Genomic DNA, 19,060 nt, shown 5'->3' with positions numbered 1-19,060 from the left:
TCAGCGAGGCCATAGTGGGTAGAATCGTAGCAATTGCCAACCAGAAGGGTGGCGTAGGAAAAACAACAACTTGCATTAATTTAGCAGCATCAATGGCGGCAACAAAACGCAAGATATTGGTTGTTGACCTCGATCCTCAAGGTAATGCCACTATGGCGAGCGGTGTCGACAAGTATCAAGTTGAAGCAACAGCTTACGATTTGTTGGTTGAAGACACCCCATTTGATGAGGTGGTTTGCCGGAGTACATCTGGCAATTATGACCTCATCGCCGCGAACGGTGATGTTACTGCGGCAGAAATCAAGCTGATGGAAGTGTTTGCTCGTGAAGTTCGTTTAAAAAATGCACTCGAACCCATTCGTAATAACTATGATTTCATCTTTATTGATTGCCCGCCCTCATTAAACCTTCTTACAATCAACGCGATGGCTGCGGCCGACTCCGTATTGGTTCCTATGCAATGTGAATACTTTGCTTTGGAAGGTTTGACTGCATTGATGGATACCATCAGTAAGCTAGCGGCTGTTGTAAACGAGAACCTGAAGATCGAAGGTCTTCTGCGTACTATGTACGATCCTCGCAACCGCTTATCGAACGAAGTATCTGATCAACTCAAAAAACACTTTGGTAGCAAAGTCTACCGAACTGTGATCCCTAGAAATGTGCGTCTGGCAGAAGCCCCGAGTCACGGCAAGCCAGCAATGTACTACGACAAATATTCCGCAGGAGCTAAGGCTTACCTTGCTCTTGCTGGCGAAATGTTGCGTCGTGAAGAAGTCCCAGTATAGGTCCAACCAAAGGAATTCGCTCAATGTCTAAGCGTGGTTTAGGAAAAGGGCTAGATGCATTGCTTGCAACTAGCTCATTGGCTCGTGAAAAACAGCAAGTTGCTTCTCATAGTCAGGCGTTGTCGGCTGATGGTGAGCTTATTGAACTGGCTGTTGGTTGCTTGAAGCCTGGTGTATATCAACCGCGTAAGGATATTGCGCCGGAAGCGCTAGAAGAGTTAGCGGCATCTATACAATCTCAAGGCATTATCCAACCGATCGTTGTACGCCCTTTAGCGCACGACCAATTTGAGATTATTGCTGGTGAACGTCGTTGGAGAGCGGCTCGTCAAGCTGGTCTTAAACAAGTTCCATGCTTGATCAAGAGAGTAGAAGACAAGGCCGCGATTGCGATGGCATTGATCGAGAACATTCAACGTGAAGATCTGAATGTTATCGAAGAATCACAAGCGCTAGAGCGCTTGCAGAACGAGTTTTCACTGACACATCAGCAGGTCGCCGATGTGATTGGTAAATCCAGAGCTACCGTTAGTAACTTATTACGTCTAAATCAGCTCGAAAATGAAGTAAAAGGTTTAGTTTCCAGTAAACAACTAGAAATGGGGCATGCTAGAGCACTGCTTGCGCTTGAAGGTGTTACCCAGGTTGAGGCTGCGAATACCGCAGCAACCAAAAAAATGACCGTGCGTCAAACTGAGCAACTTGTCAAAAAGTGCTTAAAACCAGACGTTGAAGCGGAATCGAAGCCCGAAGACACTGAGGCCATCGAACTTTCACGAAGACTCACGGAAAAATTGCAAGCAAACGTTTCGGTTACTCGTTCTGTTAGCGGTAAGTCAAAAGTGACAATTACTCTTGATGAGCCTCACAAATTAGAGCAACTTATTGCTAAACTAGAGTACTAAATGAGATAATTGATTTAGGTCAATTATGTAATAAACAAGTAATTTCTTACAAAAGTTGTCGGTTTGTATACAGAAATGTAAATGATTGCTGCATTCTTATTGCAATCAATTTGGCTGAACGTATAATTTTCGCCAATTTCTCAGCACGCTTTTAAGCGAGTGGTAAAGTGGGCTTAAAGAGGAACGAATACATGGTAGCGGCGTTAGCAAGACCAGGACGAGTGCTTGCAAAGCAAATGTTATTGATCGAGCTTAGCGCGGTTATATTAGTGGCGATAGGGTTAGGTTTAGCTGTTAATCCTGATTGGGGTTTTGCTGCATTGGTTGGTGGCGGTATTTTTGTCATCGCGAATGTGGTTTTTTGTGTGTGTGCTTTCCTATTTTGTGGAGCTCGCGCAACTAAGTTAGTTGCGGCGTCGTTCTATGCAGGTGAAGCACTAAAGATCCTTATCACAGTTCTACTATTCTCTATTGTCTACATGTATATGCAGGTGGAATTAATTCCCCTCAAACTGACCTATTTACTGGTTCTAGGTATTAATATCTTTGCGCCAGTGCTTTTCATTAACAATAAAAAATAGGATGAGTTATGGCTGCGCCAACAGCATCCGGATACATTGAACACCATTTACAAAACCTTTCTTTAGCTAAGTTTGGTCTTGTAGAGGAGACAAGTTTCTGGAACGTACATATAGACAGTCTGTTTTTTTCGGTGTTGACAGGGATGTTATTCCTTTGGGTTTTTCGCTCAGTCGCTAAGAAAGCAACAGTAGGTGTACCTGGTAAGCTTCAGTGTTTTGTTGAAATGGTAGTGGAATTCGTTGGCGACAACGTTAAAGAAACTTTCCATGGTCGCAACCCTCTGATTGCCCCACTAGCACTGACTATATTCTGCTGGATTATCATTATGAACTTGATGGACTTAGTGCCTATCGATTTCTTACCATATCCTGCAGAGCATTGGCTAGGTATCCCTTACTTGAAAGTGGTTCCTACAGCTGATGTAAATATAACCATGGCAATGGCTTTGGGTGTTTTTGCTCTGATGATCTACTACAGCATCAAAGTGAAAGGCCTAGGCGGATTTGCTAAAGAATTGGCACTGCATCCATTTAATCACCCAATCATGATCCCATTTAACTTGGTACTTGAGGTAATTTCGTTATTAGCGAAGCCACTATCTCTAGGTATGCGTTTATTTGGTAATATGTTTGCGGGTGAGGTGGTGTTTATTCTTATCGCGGCAATGCTACCGTGGTACTTACAATGGGTAGGTGCACTACCTTGGGCTATCTTCCATATCTTAGTTATATTGATTCAAGCGTTTGTTTTCATGATGTTGACAATCGTTTACTTATCAATGGCTCATGAAGATAGTGATCACTAAAAAATTTTTAAGCTTTATTCTAACTATTAATGTTAATCGGAGAACGTAAATGGAAACTGTACTAAGTTTTTCAGCAATCGCTGTTGCTATTATTGTTGGTCTTTGTGCCGTAGGTACTGCAATTGGTTTTGCTATTCTTGGTGGTAAATTCCTAGAAGGCGCTGCGCGTCAACCTGAAATGGCTCCAATGCTACAAGTTAAGATGTTCATCATCGCTGGTCTACTGGATGCTGTTCCAATGATCGGTATCGTAATCGCACTACTATTCACGTTTGCTAACCCATTTGTTGGTCAACTAGCAGGCTAATTAACTCTTTAATAGTTAATTAAATTTTTGTAGTTGATTCTTAACGAGGGGTAGCTGTTGTGAATATGAACGCAACTCTGCTAGGTCAAGCAATTGCTTTTTCACTGTTTGTTTGGTTCTGCATGAAATATGTATGGCCACCAATCATGCAAGCAATTGAAGAACGTCAGAAAAAAATTGCTGACGGTCTTGTAGCCGCTGAACGCGCTGCTAAAGACTTGAACCTGGCACAAGCCAACGCTTCTGAGCAAATGAAAGAAGCAAAGCGCACTGCAACTGAGGTTATTGATCAGGCAAACAAACGTAAAGCTCAAATTATTGATGAAGCACGCGAAGAAGCTCAGGCAGAACGCCAGAAAATCTTAGCGCAAGCTGAAGCAGAAATTGAAGCAGAGCGTACACGTGCCCGTGATGACCTGCGCAAACAAGTCGCAACTCTGGCTATAGCTGGTGCTGAGAAAATCCTTGAGCGTACAATCGATAAAGATGTACACGATGATCTTCTTAACAACATTACTGCAAAACTTTAAAGCAAGGGGCTGTATATGTCTGATTTGACTACAATCGCACGCCCCTATGCTAAAGCAGCGTTTGACTTTGCGGTAGATAAAGGTGAGCTAGACCAATGGGGTCAAATGCTTACTTTTGCTGCCGAAGTGGCACAAAATGATGATGTTCACAATTTATTAAGCGGTTCTATGACTGCTGAAAAATTAGCTGAAGTATTCATTGTAATTTGTGGCGAACAATTTGATGAATTCGGCCAGAACTTAATTAAAGTGATGGCAGAGAATGGCCGCTTAATGGCTTTTCCTGATGTTTGTAAAGAGTTCTTTATACTCAAAAAAGAGTATGAGAAAGAGATCGACGTTGAAGTTACTTCAGCTGTTGAACTTTCTGAAGAACAACGCACAAGCATTATCAGCAAATTGGAACTGCGCCTTGCGCGCAAAGTTCAGCTGAATTGCAGTATAGATGAGACTCTACTTAGTGGAGTTATTATTCGAGCCGGAGACCTAGTCATCGATAACTCAGCGCGCAGTCGTTTAGACCGCCTGAGCGATGCATTGCAGTCTTAATGGGGATTGGAGCATGCAACTTAATTCCACTGAAATTAGCGATCTAATTAAACAACGTATTGAATCTTTCGACGTTGTTAGTGAAGCTCGCAATGAAGGTACTATCGTTTCTGTAAGCGATGGCATCCTTAGCATCCACGGCCTAGCGGACGTGATGCAAGGTGAAATGATCGAACTACCGGGTGGCCGTTACGCTCTAGCACTGAACTTGAACCGTGATTCGGTTGGTGCTGTTGTAATGGGCCCGTATGCTGACCTACAGGAAGGCATGAAAGTTACAGGTACTGGTCGTATTCTAGAAGTACCAGTAGGTCCTGAAATGCTTGGTCGTGTTGTAAACACGCTAGGTGAGCCAATTGATGGTAAAGGTCCAATCGAAGCTAAATTGACTTCGCCTGTAGAAATTATCGCACCAGGTGTAATCGACCGTAAATCGGTAGATCAACCTGTTCAAACTGGTTACAAGTCTGTTGACTCAATGATCCCTATCGGTCGTGGTCAACGTGAACTAGTAATCGGTGACCGTCAGACTGGTAAAACAGCAATGGCGATCGATGCGATTATTAACCAAAAAGATTCTGGTATTTTCTCTATCTACGTAGCTATCGGCCAAAAAGCGTCGACTATTGCTAACGTAGTTCGCAAACTAGAAGAGCACGGCGCACTAGCAAACACTGTTGTTGTTGTTGCATCGGCTTCTGAATCTGCAGCGCTGCAATACCTTGCACCGTATGCTGGTTGTGCGATGGGCGAATACTTCCGTGATCGCGGTGAAGATGCACTGATTGTTTATGATGACCTATCTAAGCAAGCTGTAGCTTACCGTCAAATCTCGCTACTACTTAAGCGTCCACCAGGTCGTGAAGCGTTCCCAGGTGATGTTTTCTACCTTCACTCTCGTCTACTAGAGCGTGCTGCTCGTGTAAGCGAACACTACGTAGAAGAATTCACTAAAGGCGAAGTGAAAGGCAAGACGGGTTCTTTAACTGCTCTTCCTATCATCGAAACGCAAGCTGGTGACGTATCTGCATTCGTACCGACGAACGTAATCTCGATTACCGATGGTCAGATCTTCCTACAAACTGAGCTATTCAACGCGGGCGTACGTCCAGCTGTTGACCCTGGTATCTCAGTTTCTCGTGTAGGTGGTTCGGCGCAGACTAAAATCATCAAGAAGCTATCTGGCGGTATCCGTACTGCTCTAGCTCAATACCGTGAACTTGCAGCATTTGCTCAGTTCTCTTCGGATCTTGATGAAGCGACTAAGAAGCAGCTAGACCACGGTCAAAAAGTTACAGAACTGATGAAGCAGAAGCAATACGCTCCTATGTCTGTATTTGACCAAGCTCTAGTAATCTTCGCTGCAGAGCGTGGATACCTTCAAGACGTTGAACTTTCTAAAGTTCTAGACTTTGAAGCTGCTTTACTGTCGTTTGCTCGTGGTCAATATGCCGATCTAGCAACACAGATCGACACAACGGGTGCTTTCAATAAAGAAATCGAAGCTGAGCTGAAGAAGCTTGTTGACGATTTCAAGGCAACCCAGACCTGGTAATTGGTAGGTGGTCTTAGGGCCACCTCATACCATTAACGGAGAGTAACGATGGCCGGCGCAAAAGAGATACGTAATAAAATCGGTAGTGTTAAAAGCACACAGAAGATTACGAAAGCAATGGAAATGGTAGCAGCTTCAAAAATGCGTCGTTCTCAAGACGCAATGGAAGCTACTCGTCCATATGCAGAAACAATGCGTAAAGTGATCGGTCATTTGGCTAATGGTAGCCTCGAGTATAAGCATCCTTATCTTGAGGAACGTGAAGCCAAACGTGTTGGTTACATCATCGTTTCTACAGACCGTGGTCTTTGTGGTGGTTTGAACATTAACTTGTTCAAAAAAGCCATGAACGACATGAAAGATTGGTCTGAGAAAGGTGCTGACGTTGAACTTGCAATTGTAGGTTCAAAAGCGACAGCATTTTTCAACAACAGCGGCGCGAAAGTAGCAGCTCAAGTTTCTGGTCTGGGCGATCGCCCAAGCCTTGAAGACTTGATTGGCTCTGTAAGCGTTATGCTGAAGAAATATGATGAAGGCGAATTGGATCGCCTGTTCGTAGTGTTCAACAAGTTTGAAAACACTATGGTACAAGAACCAACGATCGATCAATTACTTCCTTTGCCTAAATCAGACAGCGAAGACATGAAACGCGATCATGCTTGGGACTACATTTATGAGCCTGAGCCAAAACCACTACTAGATGCACTACTGGTTCGCTACGTCGAATCTCAAGTATATCAAGGTGTGGTCGAGAACCTTGCTTGTGAGCAAGCGGCTCGAATGATTGCTATGAAATCAGCAACAGATAACGCTGGTGACATTATTGATGACTTAGAACTTGTGTACAACAAAGCGCGTCAAGCGGCAATTACACAAGAACTTTCTGAGATCGTTTCAGGCGCAGCTGCGGTTTAAGCTTAGGTAAAACTAAATAGTTAGAGGATTAACGATGGCTACAGGTAAGATCGTACAGATCATCGGTGCGGTAGTCGACGTAGAGTTCCCACAGGGTGAAGTACCTCGTGTATACGACGCTCTGAATGTTAATGAAGTACAAGAACGTCTAGTTCTTGAAGTTCAGCAACAACTTGGCGGTGGCGTAGTTCGCGCAATCGTAATGGGTAGCTCTGATGGTTTACGTCGTGGTTTGACAGTTGAAAATACTGGCGCTCCAATCTCAGTACCAGTAGGTACTAAGACATTGGGTCGTATCATGAATGTCCTAGGTGACGCGATTGATGAGTGTGGCGAGATTGGTGCTGAAGAGCATTACGCCATTCACCGTGAAGCTCCAAGCTACGAAGAGCAGTCTAACGAGACAGCTCTTCTAGAAACTGGTGTTAAAGTAATCGACTTGATTTGTCCATTCGCTAAGGGTGGTAAAATCGGTCTATTCGGTGGTGCTGGTGTAGGTAAGACCGTTAACATGATGGAACTTATCAACAACATCGCACTTCAACACTCAGGCCTATCTGTATTTGCAGGTGTAGGTGAGCGTACTCGTGAAGGTAACGATTTCTACTTTGAGATGCAGGAAGCAGGTGTTGTAAACATCGAAAAACCTGAAGAATCAAAAGTAGCGATGGTTTACGGTCAGATGAACGAGCCACCAGGTAACCGTCTACGTGTTGCCCTGACTGGCCTAACAATGGCAGAGCGCTTCCGTGACGAAGGTCGTGACGTTCTACTGTTCGTTGATAACATCTACCGTTACACACTAGCAGGTACTGAAGTATCAGCACTTCTAGGTCGTATGCCTTCTGCGGTAGGTTACCAACCTACACTGGCTGAAGAAATGGGTGTTCTACAAGAGCGTATCACGTCAACTAAAGCTGGTTCTATCACGTCTGTACAGGCGGTATACGTACCTGCGGATGACTTGACTGACCCGTCTCCAGCAACAACGTTCGCTCACTTGGATGCAACGGTTGTACTTAACCGTAACATCGCATCTATGGGTCTATACCCTGCGATCGACCCGCTAGATTCTACTTCACGTCAACTGGATCCATTGGTAGTTGGACAAGAGCACTACGACATCGCTCGTGGCGTTCAGTCTACTCTTCAGCGCTATAAAGAGCTGAAAGATATCATTGCTATCCTAGGTATGGACGAGCTATCTGAAGAAGATAAGCAAGTTGTATCTCGTGCTCGTAAGATTGAGAAGTTCCTAACTCAGCCTTACCACGTAGCGGAAGTATTTACAGGTGACCCAGGCATTTACGTACCTCTTAAAGAGACTCTACGTGGCTTCCAAGGTCTTCTATCTGGTGAATACGATGACATTCCAGAGCAAGCGTTCATGTACTGTGGTGCAATTGACGAAGCTATCGAGAATGCTAAGAAGCTATAAGGCTAACTAGGAGGCGATATGGCAGCAATAACCTTTCACCTAGACGTTGTAAGTGCAGAGAAACAAATTTTCTCAGGCCTTGTTGAGACGTTTCAGGTGACCGGTAGTGAGGGTGAACTTGGTATTTTCCATGGTCACTGTCCACTGCTGACCGCTATCAAGCCTGGCATGGTGCGTATTGTTAAGCAGCACGGCCACGAAGAAATAATTTATGTTTCTGGTGGTATGGTAGAAGTTCAGCCTGGTACAGCAACTGTACTGGCTGATACAGCTATCCGTGGTGAAGAGCTAGACGCAGCAAAGGCGGAAGAAGCTAAGCGCAAGGCTGTGGAGAATATCCAAAATCAGCATGGCGACATAGACTTCGCACAAGCGGCCGGTGAACTGGCTAAAGCCATTGCTCAGTTACGAGTTATCGAACTGACAAAACAGCGTCGTTAATCTTTTTAAGATTACAGACTCTGAGATAAAGGCGACCTAAGGGTCGCCTTTTTGCATTTTTAGATTCTCAAAAATGCTTCTTTTACGTATCACTACCGGTTAAATGGTTGTTGCGATTTAATTTTTTGCCCAAAAACGGTTACAATATCGGCTTAATAAAAATAACGTTGGATAGGTTTACAATGAAGTTTAGCGCGGTAATTCTCGCGGCGGGCAAAGGCACTCGCATGTATTCAAACACACCAAAGGTTCTGCACACACTTGCGGGTAAGCCAATGGTGAAACATGTTATCGATACATGTAATGGTCTAGGCGCTCAAAACATCAACCTGGTTTACGGCCACGGTGGTGATCAGATGAAGGCTACCTTAGCTGAAGAATCTGTAAACTGGGCACTGCAAGCTGAACAGCTCGGCACAGGTCACGCTGTGGATCAAGCATCTGCACATTTCGCTGATGATGAAAAAGTATTGGTGCTCTACGGTGATGTTCCACTAATCTCACCTGAAACCATTGAAAACCTATTAGACGCTCAACCAAACGGTGGCATCGCGCTACTTACTGTCGTGTTAGACAACCCGATGGGCTACGGACGTATTATTCGTCGTAATGGCCCTGTTGTGGCTATCGTTGAACAGAAAGATGCAACGGATGAGCAGAAGCTTATCAAAGAGATCAATACCGGCGTTATGGTGGCGACTGGTGGCGATCTGAAGCGCTGGTTGTCAGGTCTAAGCAACGACAACGCACAGGGTGAATATTACCTGACTGACGTTATCGCTGCGGCTCACGACGAAGGTCGTGCAGTTGAAGCGGTACACCCAGTAAGCCCAATTGAAGTGGAAGGCGTTAACGATCGTTCGCAACTGGCTCGCCTAGAGCGCGCTTACCAAGCTACGCAAGCCGATAAGCTATTGAAGCAAGGCGTGATGCTACGCGACCCTAGCCGCTTTGATCTACGCGGTGATCTGCAGTGCGGTATGGATGTCGAGATCGATACTAACGTTATCATTGAAGGCAGTGTCAGCATTGGTGATAATGTGGTTATTGGTACGGGATGTGTACTGAAAGACTGTGAGATTGACGACAACACCATCGTTCGTCCATACAGCGTTATTGAAGGGGCAACGGTGGGGGAAGACTGTACCGTTGGTCCATTCACTCGCCTACGCCCTGGTGCAGACATGCGTAACGATTCGCACGTTGGTAACTTTGTTGAAGTGAAGAACACTCGCCTTGGTGAAGGTTCTAAAGCGAATCACCTAACGTACTTGGGCGATGCTGAAATTGGTCAGCGTGTAAACGTAGGGGCGGGTGCAATTACTTGTAATTATGATGGTGCGAATAAGTTTAAGACCATCATTGGCGACGACGTATTCGTTGGTTCAGACAGCCAATTAATCGCGCCTGTTACGATTGGTAATGGTGCTACCGTTGGAGCTGGCTCTACAGTGACGCGTGATGTGTTGGAAAATGAGCTGGTTATCAGCCGAGCTAAAGAGCGCAAGATCGCTGATTGGAAACGTCCGACTAAGAAGTAACCTTTCCGCCTCCAGCACTTAAAATTGGATTCCAATCAAAGCCAGTAACGTCAGTTGCTGGCTTTTTTGTCAGAATTTACTGACAGTGAAATAATAGATTTGCCAATTGTATTTTGTTGGAGGCTTGTTAGTATTCAGGTTACGGTTCGGTAAGGTTGGGTTAATACATCGTGATATTGGTTGAAAAGAAATGGCAAACATTGCCGATCATTATTTTGTCTTTTTCAATGTTAATAGGTCTCTATGGCTTTTATGTCACCTTGGAAAAGTTAGTGGTGGAGAATGAGCGCGATCATCTTGTCTCTTTGATGTCCGATGTTATCTATGAAATTCGTGAAGACAGTGAGTTATTTACGGCTGGCGTGGATGTTGATCACTACATTGGAGGGTTAACCCAAGCCAATACTCGCCTTCGAATTCAAGTGATCAATACCGATGGGGTAGTGATAGGGGATACGGACTTATCTGAGCATGCATTGGCGAGAGTGGAAAACCACGCTAACCGCCCCGAATTCCAACAAGCGCTTCAACAAGGTATTGGCAGTGATGTCCGTTTTAGTACCGTGACCTCCATCGACCGAATCTATTATTCAATGAAAGAGAGCGTTAACGGACAAGATTTCGTTGTCGTGATCTCCTCGCCAATGCATCAATTGAAACAGATGAACTTCCAATTAATGGGAATACTGGTGGGCATGGTCGTGCTGAGTTTAAGCTTCTTGATTGGCACCTCTTACGTGAGCAATCGCCAAATCGTTCAGCGAGTGGAAGAGGAGCAAAAGAAGCAAGATGAACGGATTCGCCAAAGAACCCATGAAATTGAGCTGATGCATCGCCTTGCGACTATGCTGGCCGCGTGCAGCAACATGGTTGAGGCGCAGCAGATCGTTTCAGATATCTTGCCGCGTATTCTTGGTCAGGTGAATGGCAGTGTTTCTTTGATGCGTGCATCTCGTAACCAGTTGATCACTCAGCTTGATTGGGGAGAAACATGGCCAGGCAGTGTCAGCTTTGCTCCGGAAGAGTGCTGGTCGCTGCGCAAAGGGCGTGCTCATCTATCGAATAACGATTTTCATTCTCTTACTTGTGGTCACATGCATGAAATGGACAACAATCAAACCTTGTGTATTCCGCTGACGGCGCACGGCAATACCATTGGCATTATGCACCTCTATTTTGGTCAAGGTGATATCAAGATTGATCCGATTATCGAACAGTTGGCTTTTAGTGTTTCTGAACACTTGGGGCTCGCTTTAGCCAACCTCAGCTTGCAAGAGAAACTGCGTTCTCAAGCATTGAGCGATCCGCTGACTGGCTTATTCAACCGTCGTTTCTTCGAACAAAAACTGGAAGAGCACTCAATGAATTCGCCCACCAGCGAGCAGCCATTATCGCTATTGATGCTCGATTTGGATCACTTCAAACGCTTCAATGACAACTTTGGTCATGATGCAGGTGACTTCGTATTGAAAGAGATCAGCGCACTGCTCAAACAGAGTGTTAGCGAAGACGAGATTGCTTGCCGACTCGGTGGTGAGGAGTTAGCGGTACTGCTTCCACATTATTCAATGCAAGAAGCGACGGAGTTTGGTCAAACCTTATGTGATACGGTGCGTTCAATGCACCTTGAGCATAAAGGTCTGTCATTAGGTCAGTTGGGTGTTTCGATAGGTGTCGCCACTTATCCTAAGCCAGCGTCTGATACCGAGTCTCTGGTTAAGATGGCCGATAATGCTTTGTACATGGCGAAAGATATGGGCCGCAGCCGAGTGGTTAACTATGATGAATATAGCCGCCATAAAGCGCCAGCGTTAGAAGTAGTCGATGGTGAAGTTGCTGCAAAATAAGTAGAAGTAAAATTTAGATATAAAAAAAGAGCGAGTAATCTCGCTCTTTTTTGTTTTCGTTAATCCAGAAACTAGTCTTGTTTCTCGTCAGCGACTACTCGAGAGTTGTCAGGTGTCGCGAAGTGTTCAGAAAGCTCTTTGTTCGAAACAATATAACCAACCCACAATGCACCCAAACAGATCACAACGGCAATACCCGTCGCGCTTAGTGCTTGGCTAGCCATTGCTGCGACCAATGCACTTGATAGGCCACTGATACTGATTTGCAAGCTGTTTTGTAGACCAGCGGCTGTTGCAGGGCTCTGTTTAGCGCTTGATAGGGCACGGTTTACTACGATTGGGTAAAGTGCGCCGTTTGCGACAGCAATCAAACAGAAAGGCGCAAGTAGAGGCCAGATTGACGTCAATTCCCATTGTGATGCAATAAAGATAAGCATCGCTGCTACGCTGAACAAACCGATAAGGTTTCTTAGTACAACGCCATCGCCATATTTCTTCACTGCTTGCTTACCGAAGTAACCACCCGCCATGAACGCGATTGTTTGTGGGATAAAGCTCAAACCGATGTCTTTTGCTTCATAACCTAGTTGAGCCATGATCTCTGGCATACCCGTTAGGTAAGCGAAGAACGCTGCAGATGCTGAAGCAAACATTAAGACATTGCCCATGTAAGGCTTTGATTTAAGCAACATCTTGATGTCTGTCTTAATCGATGTCTGTTTTACTTCAGGCGCTTCTTTTGGTTGAGCCATTGTTGTCGCCACTAGCAGTGCACCCATCAAGGTTAATGTGATGAAGATGCTGTGCCAGCCAAAGCTATCCGCCAGTAACACACCTAGCTGAGGTGCTAGTGCAGGAGATAGCGCAACCAAAGGCATGATGGTTGCAAAAATTTGCTGGCTACTGCTTTGTGAGTAACGCTTGATTACCATTGCTTGCCAGATTACCGCTGGAGCACATACACCGATCGCTTGAATGAAGCGTAGTGTCAGTAGGTGCCATACCTCGGTGCTGAATGCTAAGCCGAATGAAGCCGCAGTAAAGATAACAAGACCAACCGCCAACGTATTACGGTGACCATACTTGTCACTCGCTAGGCCCCAAAGAAGCTGACCCATTGCCATACCGCCAAGGAATACCGTTAGAGACAGAGCAATTTGCTCTGGGCCGGTTGCGAAATCAACTTCCATTGCCTTAAATGCAGGAAGGTACATATCGGTCGCAATAAAGCCAAGCATTGAAAGAACTGCAAGGTAGACCAATTGAAATTTAGAAATATTCATAAGATGCCATTAAGCTAAAGGTAGTGATGTTTTTATCATCAAAAAAATTGTTTGATATACAGAAGTGAAAGCCCCTGTTTATTTATGCTGACATTCTATTTTTCGAACCTGATAAAATAAAACGCTAAAATATGTGGTTATCAATCAAAAAATTTGAAGGCTTATGTTCTCTAAATCCTCTTTAGAAATGCTCGATACGGTAGCTCGCTTAGGCAGTTTTACTGCGGCGGCAGAACAATTGCACAAAGTACCATCGGCGATCAGCTACGGTGTTAGGCAGGTTGAGCAAGAACTGGATGTTCTACTTTTCAGACGTTTACCAAGAAAAGTAGAGCTGACACCGGCAGGTGAATTGTTCATTGAAGAGGCACGTGCGTTACTGAGACAGATGGAAGAGGTCAGTGCCCAGACTCGCCGAGCAGCGCGTGGCTGGAAGAAAACCTTGCGCCTAACGCTCGATAACGTGGTTAAGCTCGACAAAATGAAGCCGATGATTGAAGAGTTCTACCAAACCTTTGAGTTTGCAGAGCTTCAGATCAACATGGAGGTGTTTAATGGCTCTTGGGAGGCGATTGCACAGGGCAGAGCGGATATTGTGATTGGTGCGACCTCGGCGATTCCGGTCGGCGGCGACTTTGAGGTTAAAGATATGGGACGCCTAGATTGGGCGTTTGTAATGTCGCCAAGTCACCCGTGTGTGCGAGAGCAAAACCTCAACGAAGAATTTGTTAGCCAGTATCCCGCGATATGTTTGGACGATACCTCTAGTGTGCTCCCCAAGCGACACACAGGTCACTACTCAAGTCAAAGACGCCTGTTGTTACCCAACTGGTATAGCGCCATAGAGTGTCTTAAAAATGGAGTAGGAGTGGGTTATATGCCAAGGCACATTGCCGCGCCAATTATCGAACAAGGCCTGCTGGTGGAGAAAATACTGCCTGAACCGAGTCCGCAGAGTCATTGTTGTTTGGTATGGCGAAAAGACGATAACCATAAACTGATCGAATGGATGGTGAAGTACCTAGGATCGAGTGAGCAACTTCACCAAGATTGGTTGGATCATCGCAAGGCGATCTAATGATCTGTTTACAAGAAGATCCTTTTCAAGCTTGAGCTGAATCAGCACCAATAAAAAGAGCGAGTAAATACTCGCTCTTTTTTGATTCGGTCGTTAACTCTTATGACAAGAAGAACTTGTAGGAAGGGTTATCGGTTTCATCTTTACACTGATAGCCAAGCTCTCGTAGATGTGTTGAGAACTGAGCTAAATCATCATCATCCAGTTCGAATCCACACAATACACGGCCGTAATCAGCGCCGTGGTTACGGTAGTTGAACAGGCTGATATTCCAATGGGTACCTAAGGTATCAAGGAACTTAATCAATGCTCCTGGGTATTCAGGAAACTCGAAGCTGTATAGGCGCTCTTTCAATGGTTTTGATGGTTTGCCACCAATCATGTAACGAATGTGCAGTTTTGCCATCTCATCATCAGAGAGATCGACAACCGGGTAGCCGCCCTCACGTAAGTCATTGATGATGTGTTCGAGTTCTTCTTGACCACCTTGTAGGCGTACACCAACGAAGATATTCGCTAGGCTTTCGTCGTTGTGGCGGTAGTTAAACTCAGTTACCGCTCGACCACCAATAATATTACAGAACTCTAGGAATGCTCCTTGTCGCTCTGGAATCGTAACCGCAAGTAGACCTTCTCGCTTCTCACCTAGTTCACAACGTTCAGAGACATAACGCAGACCATGGAAGTTGGTATTAGCACCAGAAAGTACAGTTGCCAGTTGTTTGCCTTGCAGTTGGTTCTGCTCTGCAAACTTCTTTAAACCAGCCAGAGCAAGCGCACCAGAAGGCTCGGCAATCGCACGAGTGTCTTCAAAGATGTCTTTGACCGCAGAGCAGATCTCATCGCTAGACACGGCAATGTGACCATCGATGTACTGCTGACACAGACGGAATGTCTCTTCACCAATGCGCTTAACCGCAACGCCATCGGCAAACATGCTGACTTGATCCAGTACTACTGGCTCACCGGCATCCAGTGCTGCTTTCAAGCAAGATGAATCTTCAGGTTCAACCGCGATGACTTTTATTTCCGGCATCAATTGCTTAACTAGCACGGCAACACCCGCAGCCAAACCACCACCACCGACAGGCACAAAGATGTAATCCATGTGACCATTTTGCTGAAGCATTTCCATACCCATGGTGCCCTGTCCGGCGATCACCAATGGGTGATCGAATGGAGGCACAAAGGTGTAGCCATGTTCAGCGGAAAGGCGTTCTGCTTCAGCTTTAGCTTCATCAAAGTTGCTGCCGTGTAGAACTACGTTACCGCCAAAGCCACGTACCGCATCAACCTTGATGTCTGGTGTGGTTTTTGGCATCACAATCGTGGTTTGAATACCAAGCTTAGAACCGGACAGCGCCATACCTTGAGCATGGTTACCTGCCGATGCTGCAATCACACCTGCGGCTTTCTGTTGCTCTGAAAGGCTTGATACCATGTTGTAGGCACCACGTAGCTTGAACGAGTGGACCGGCTGACGGTCTTCACGCTTTAGCTGAACCTGATTACCAATGCGAGCACTTAAGCGAGGCATCTCTTGCAGAGGTGTCACGATTGCGGCTTCGTAAACTGGCGCTCTCAGGATCTGACGCAGATAATCTGCGCCAGTTTGTTTTTGGGGACTGACCGTGTCATCACTCATAGACTAGCCCTCTAGCTTAGACTTATCACGCACGGCGCCTTTGTCGGCACTGGTCGCCATGCTTGCGTAAGCTTTCAGTGCGAAAGACACTTCACGCTGACGGTTTTCTGGTTTCCAGCCTAGTGCGTCTTGCTTAACACGACGCGCTTCTAGTTCAGCTTCAGGCACATCAAGTGTGATCGAACGGCTAGGGATGTCGATAGTGATGATATCGCCAGTGTTTACTAGACCAATCACACCGCCACTTGCTGCTTCTGGAGAAGCGTGACCGATAGACAGACCCGATGTACCACCCGAGAAACGACCATCTGTTAATAGAGCACAAGACTTGCCTAGACCCATAGATTTTAGGTAAGTGGTTGGGTAAAGCATTTCTTGCATGCCCGGACCACCTTTAGGACCTTCGTAACGAATAACAACCACTTCGCCCGCTTTCACTTTGCCACCTAAGATGCCATCAACAGCACTATCTTGGCTTTCAAATACGATAGCAGGACCTTGGAATTTCAGGTTCTCTTCATCAACACCTGCTGTCTTAACGATACAACCGTCAACGGCGATGTTGCCTGAAAGTACGGCTAGGCCACCTTCTTGGCTGAATGCATTCTCTTTAGTACGGATACAACCTTCTTTACGGTCGTCATCAAGACGATCCCAACGGCAATCTTGTGAGAAGGCTTTGGTGGTACGAATACCTGCTGGGCCCGCGCGGAAGAACTTAAGTACCGCTTCGTCTTCTGTCTGCATGATGTCGTATTGAGCTAGCTGCTCTTGCATGCTTAGGCCAAGTACAGTGCGAGTTTGGTTGTTAAGTAGGCCTGCGCGGTCTAGTTCACCTAGGATAGCCATAACACCACCAGCGCGGTGAACGTCTTCCATGTGGTATTTAGGTGTTGAAGGCGCAACCTTACATAGGTGTGGAACGCGGCGAGACATCTCGTCGATATCACCCATATCAAAGTCGACTTCACCTTCTTGAGCTGCTGCCAATAGGTGAAGAACGGTGTTACTCGAGCCACCCATTGCGATATCTAGAGCCATTGCATTTTCAAAGGCTGCGCGGTTCGCGATGTTACGAGGCAGTGCTGATGCGTCATCTTGCTCGTAGTAACGCTTAGTCAGGTCAACGATACGCTTACCAGCATTGATGAATAGCTCTTCACGGTCAGCGTGCGTTGCTAGCATAGAACCGTTACCAGGCTGAGATAGGCCTAGCGCTTCAGTTAGACAGTTCATTGAGTTAGCCGTGAACATACCTGAACAAGAACCACATGTCGGACACGCAGAACGTTCTACTTGCTCACTTTGCTCATCAGAAATCGTTGGATCGGCACCTTGAATCATTGCATCAACAAGGTCTAACTTGATGATTTGATCGGAAAGCTTGGTTTTACCTGCTTCCATTGGGCCGCCTGATACAAAGATCACTGGGATGTTAAGGCGCATTGCAGCCATCATCATTCCCGGAGTGATTTTGTCACAGTTAGAGATACATACCATCGCATCCGCACAGTGAGCATTCACCATGTACTCTACTGAGTCTGCGATAAGCTCACGTGATGGCAGTGAGTACAGCATGCCACCGTGACCCATTGCGATACCATCATCAACTGCGATGGTGTTGAATTCTTTAGCGATACCGCCCGCTTTCTCGATTTCACCTGCTACCAATTGACCCATATCTTTAAGGTGAACGTGGCCTGGTACGAATTGAGTGAAAGAGTTTACAACTGCGATGATTGGCTTACCGAAGTCATCATCTTTAACGCCAGTTGCACGCCATAAAGCGCGCGCACCAGCCATGTTGCGTCCGTGGGTAGTCGTTGCTGAACGATAGATTGGCATTGCTTAAATCCTTATAAAATATTTGGCTGTTGCTTACTTAGTTGTTTGCGTTTGGTTTTCTGAAGTTTGGTCTGCTGGGTAAACGTAGTCTAACCAGCCCCACTTATCTTCAGTGGTTCCATTGAATAGACCAAAGTAAGCCGCTTGAACTTTTTCAGTGATAGGACCGCGTTTGCCTTCACCTACTGTAATTTTGTCTACGCTGCGAACCGGAACGATTTCCGCCGCTGTGCCTGTCATGAATACTTCATCGGCAAGGTATAGCGCTTCACGAGCAATGTTCTCTTCACGGATCTCATAACCCATGTCTTTTGCTAGTGTCATGATCGAATCACGCGTGATACCCGGCAGAATCGCACTGGTCGCTGGTGGTGTGGATAGCACGCCGTTACGTACCACAAAGATGTTCTCACCAGCCCCTTCAGAAAGGTAACCATCAACACTCAGTGCGATGCCTTCATCGTAACCATGACGGCGAGCTTCGCCACCAACTAATAGTGAAGATAGGTAGTTACCACCGGCTTTTGCTGCGGTTGGGATCGTGTTTGGAGCGGCACGGTTCCAGCTAGAAATCATTGCATCAACGCCGTTTTCTAGTGCTTCTTCGCCTAGGTAAGACCCCCAAGGGAAAGCAGCGATGATCAGTTCCATCTCAGTATTTTCTGGCGGGCAGACACCCAAACCAACGTTACCTACGAAACCTAGAGGGCGGATGTACGCTGACTCTAGCTTATTTTGGCGTAGCGTTTCGCGAGTCGCTTCCATAATTTCTTCCTCAGTGTAAGGAATAGGGAAGCGATAGATTTTTGCTGAGTCTTTTAGGCGCTTAGCATGTTCAGGGTGACGGAAGATAACCGGCCCTTTTGGTGTGTTGTAACAACGAACACCTTCAAACACAGAAGTACCGTAGTGCATTGCGTGAGTCAGGACGTGAACGTTCGCCTCTGCCCAAGGAACCATCTCACCGTTAAACCAAATATAGTCTGCTGTTTTAGCTGTCATGTTT

18 protein-coding genes are annotated in these 19,060 nt (G+C 45.9%); 14 read left to right on the top strand and 4 right to left on the bottom strand.

What is annotated here, in order from left to right; genetic code table 11:
* Window positions 1-14: 14 nt before the first annotated feature.
* The 13 genes from BCU07_RS20860 (at window position 15) to BCU07_RS20800 (ending at window position 12,203) form a co-directional block, all read left to right on the top strand.
* Complete coding sequence (locus BCU07_RS20860) at window positions 15-788, top strand: ParA family protein (RefSeq protein ID WP_029235097.1); 774 nt, start codon at window positions 15-17, stop codon at window positions 786-788.
* A 23-nt stretch (window positions 789-811) separates the two neighbouring features.
* Window positions 812-1,693 (top strand): ParB/RepB/Spo0J family partition protein, encoded by an 882-nt coding sequence (locus BCU07_RS20855; RefSeq protein ID WP_017063024.1) that lies wholly within the window; start codon window positions 812-814, stop codon window positions 1,691-1,693.
* A gap of 191 nt (window positions 1,694-1,884) precedes the next feature.
* Window positions 1,885-2,274: a F0F1 ATP synthase subunit I gene (locus BCU07_RS20850; RefSeq protein WP_010433210.1), complete on the top strand. Its 390-nt coding sequence runs from the start codon at window positions 1,885-1,887 to the stop codon at window positions 2,272-2,274.
* A gap of 8 nt (window positions 2,275-2,282) precedes the next feature.
* Window positions 2,283-3,080, top strand: a complete 798-nt coding sequence (gene atpB, locus BCU07_RS20845; protein WP_009848124.1) for a F0F1 ATP synthase subunit A — start codon at window positions 2,283-2,285, stop codon at window positions 3,078-3,080.
* Window positions 3,081-3,129: 49 nt separating this feature from the next.
* Complete coding sequence (gene atpE, locus BCU07_RS20840; protein ID WP_004411110.1) at window positions 3,130-3,387, top strand: F0F1 ATP synthase subunit C; 258 nt, start codon at window positions 3,130-3,132, stop codon at window positions 3,385-3,387.
* 59 nt (window positions 3,388-3,446) lie between these two features.
* Window positions 3,447-3,917: a F0F1 ATP synthase subunit B gene (gene atpF, locus BCU07_RS20835; protein WP_010433231.1), complete on the top strand. Its 471-nt coding sequence runs from the start codon at window positions 3,447-3,449 to the stop codon at window positions 3,915-3,917.
* Between the two features lie 15 nt (window positions 3,918-3,932).
* Window positions 3,933-4,466, top strand: coding sequence for a F0F1 ATP synthase subunit delta (gene atpH, locus BCU07_RS20830; RefSeq protein ID WP_010433233.1), 534 nt, complete (start codon window positions 3,933-3,935; stop codon window positions 4,464-4,466).
* A gap of 13 nt (window positions 4,467-4,479) precedes the next feature.
* Window positions 4,480-6,021, top strand: a complete 1,542-nt coding sequence (gene atpA / locus BCU07_RS20825; RefSeq protein WP_017063023.1) for a F0F1 ATP synthase subunit alpha — start codon at window positions 4,480-4,482, stop codon at window positions 6,019-6,021.
* A gap of 48 nt (window positions 6,022-6,069) precedes the next feature.
* On the top strand, window positions 6,070-6,936 hold the full coding sequence (atpG, locus tag BCU07_RS20820; protein ID WP_017058793.1) for a F0F1 ATP synthase subunit gamma: 867 nt from the start codon (window positions 6,070-6,072) through the stop codon (window positions 6,934-6,936).
* Window positions 6,937-6,970: 34 nt separating this feature from the next.
* A complete protein-coding gene (gene atpD / locus BCU07_RS20815; RefSeq protein ID WP_017058792.1) occupies window positions 6,971-8,374 on the top strand; it encodes a F0F1 ATP synthase subunit beta in 1,404 nt (467 codons plus the stop codon).
* Between the two features lie 18 nt (window positions 8,375-8,392).
* Window positions 8,393-8,815 (top strand): F0F1 ATP synthase subunit epsilon, encoded by a 423-nt coding sequence (locus BCU07_RS20810; RefSeq protein WP_017058791.1) that lies wholly within the window; start codon window positions 8,393-8,395, stop codon window positions 8,813-8,815.
* A gap of 182 nt (window positions 8,816-8,997) precedes the next feature.
* On the top strand, window positions 8,998-10,356 hold the full coding sequence (gene glmU / locus BCU07_RS20805) for a bifunctional UDP-N-acetylglucosamine diphosphorylase/glucosamine-1-phosphate N-acetyltransferase GlmU (protein WP_102429011.1): 1,359 nt from the start codon (window positions 8,998-9,000) through the stop codon (window positions 10,354-10,356).
* Between the two features lie 227 nt (window positions 10,357-10,583).
* Complete coding sequence (locus tag BCU07_RS20800) at window positions 10,584-12,203, top strand: sensor domain-containing diguanylate cyclase (protein WP_102429019.1); 1,620 nt, start codon at window positions 10,584-10,586, stop codon at window positions 12,201-12,203.
* Window positions 12,204-12,274: 71 nt separating this feature from the next.
* Here BCU07_RS20800 and punC read toward each other — a convergent pair whose 3' ends face one another.
* Window positions 12,275-13,486, bottom strand: coding sequence for a purine nucleoside transporter PunC (punC, locus tag BCU07_RS20795; RefSeq protein WP_017063021.1), 1,212 nt, complete (start codon window positions 13,484-13,486; stop codon window positions 12,275-12,277).
* 163 nt (window positions 13,487-13,649) lie between these two features.
* On the opposite strand from punC, the gene punR reads away from it, so the two are divergent.
* The gene (gene punR / locus BCU07_RS20790) at window positions 13,650-14,564 is read left to right on the top strand and encodes a DNA-binding transcriptional activator PunR (protein ID WP_017067697.1); all 915 of its coding nucleotides are present in this window, start codon (window positions 13,650-13,652) and stop codon (window positions 14,562-14,564) included.
* A 100-nt stretch (window positions 14,565-14,664) separates the two neighbouring features.
* Here the strand turns inward: punR and ilvA are convergent, their stop codons facing one another.
* The 3 genes from ilvA to BCU07_RS20775 are packed head-to-tail and all read right to left on the bottom strand — an operon-like array spanning window position 14,665 to window position 19,056.
* A complete protein-coding gene (gene ilvA / locus BCU07_RS20785; protein ID WP_102429012.1) occupies window positions 14,665-16,209 on the bottom strand; it encodes a threonine ammonia-lyase, biosynthetic in 1,545 nt (514 codons plus the stop codon).
* A gap of 3 nt (window positions 16,210-16,212) precedes the next feature.
* Window positions 16,213-18,054: a dihydroxy-acid dehydratase gene (gene ilvD / locus BCU07_RS20780; protein ID WP_065584155.1), complete on the bottom strand. Its 1,842-nt coding sequence runs from the start codon at window positions 18,052-18,054 to the stop codon at window positions 16,213-16,215.
* 33 nt (window positions 18,055-18,087) lie between these two features.
* Window positions 18,088-19,056, bottom strand: coding sequence for a branched-chain amino acid transaminase (locus BCU07_RS20775; protein ID WP_017063017.1), 969 nt, complete (start codon window positions 19,054-19,056; stop codon window positions 18,088-18,090).
* Window positions 19,057-19,060: the final 4 nt, after the last annotated feature.

This window comes from Vibrio sp. 10N.261.54.E10 (assembly GCF_002877735.2).
GTDB lineage: Bacteria > Pseudomonadota > Gammaproteobacteria > Enterobacterales > Vibrionaceae > Vibrio > Vibrio crassostreae_C.
This window is presented reverse-complemented; position numbering and strand designations above follow the sequence as displayed.

What these genes read in the sequence shown, in the direction of transcription:
- BCU07_RS20855 (WP_017063024.1), top strand. Translation starts at nt 812, where the DNA reads ATGTCTAAGCGTGGTTTAGGAAAAGGGCTAGATGCATTGCTTGCAACT.
- BCU07_RS20850 (WP_010433210.1), top strand. Translation starts at nt 1,885, where the DNA reads ATGGTAGCGGCGTTAGCAAGACCAGGACGAGTGCTTGCAAAGCAAATG.
- atpB (WP_009848124.1), top strand. Translation starts at nt 2,283, where the DNA reads ATGGCTGCGCCAACAGCATCCGGATACATTGAACACCATTTACAAAAC.
- atpE (WP_004411110.1), top strand. Translation starts at nt 3,130, where the DNA reads ATGGAAACTGTACTAAGTTTTTCAGCAATCGCTGTTGCTATTATTGTT.
- atpH (WP_010433233.1), top strand. Translation starts at nt 3,933, where the DNA reads ATGTCTGATTTGACTACAATCGCACGCCCCTATGCTAAAGCAGCGTTT.
- atpA (WP_017063023.1), top strand. Translation starts at nt 4,480, where the DNA reads ATGCAACTTAATTCCACTGAAATTAGCGATCTAATTAAACAACGTATT.
- atpG (WP_017058793.1), top strand. Translation starts at nt 6,070, where the DNA reads ATGGCCGGCGCAAAAGAGATACGTAATAAAATCGGTAGTGTTAAAAGC.
- atpD (WP_017058792.1), top strand. Translation starts at nt 6,971, where the DNA reads ATGGCTACAGGTAAGATCGTACAGATCATCGGTGCGGTAGTCGACGTA.
- BCU07_RS20810 (WP_017058791.1), top strand. Translation starts at nt 8,393, where the DNA reads ATGGCAGCAATAACCTTTCACCTAGACGTTGTAAGTGCAGAGAAACAA.
- glmU (WP_102429011.1), top strand. Translation starts at nt 8,998, where the DNA reads ATGAAGTTTAGCGCGGTAATTCTCGCGGCGGGCAAAGGCACTCGCATG.
- BCU07_RS20800 (WP_102429019.1), top strand. Translation starts at nt 10,584, where the DNA reads ATGTTAATAGGTCTCTATGGCTTTTATGTCACCTTGGAAAAGTTAGTG.
- punC (WP_017063021.1), bottom strand. Translation starts at nt 13,486, where the DNA reads ATGAATATTTCTAAATTTCAATTGGTCTACCTTGCAGTTCTTTCAATG.
- punR (WP_017067697.1), top strand. Translation starts at nt 13,650, where the DNA reads ATGTTCTCTAAATCCTCTTTAGAAATGCTCGATACGGTAGCTCGCTTA.
- ilvA (WP_102429012.1), bottom strand. Translation starts at nt 16,209, where the DNA reads ATGAGTGATGACACGGTCAGTCCCCAAAAACAAACTGGCGCAGATTAT.
- ilvD (WP_065584155.1), bottom strand. Translation starts at nt 18,054, where the DNA reads ATGCCAATCTATCGTTCAGCAACGACTACCCACGGACGCAACATGGCT.
- BCU07_RS20775 (WP_017063017.1), bottom strand. Translation starts at nt 19,056, where the DNA reads ATGACAGCTAAAACAGCAGACTATATTTGGTTTAACGGTGAGATGGTT.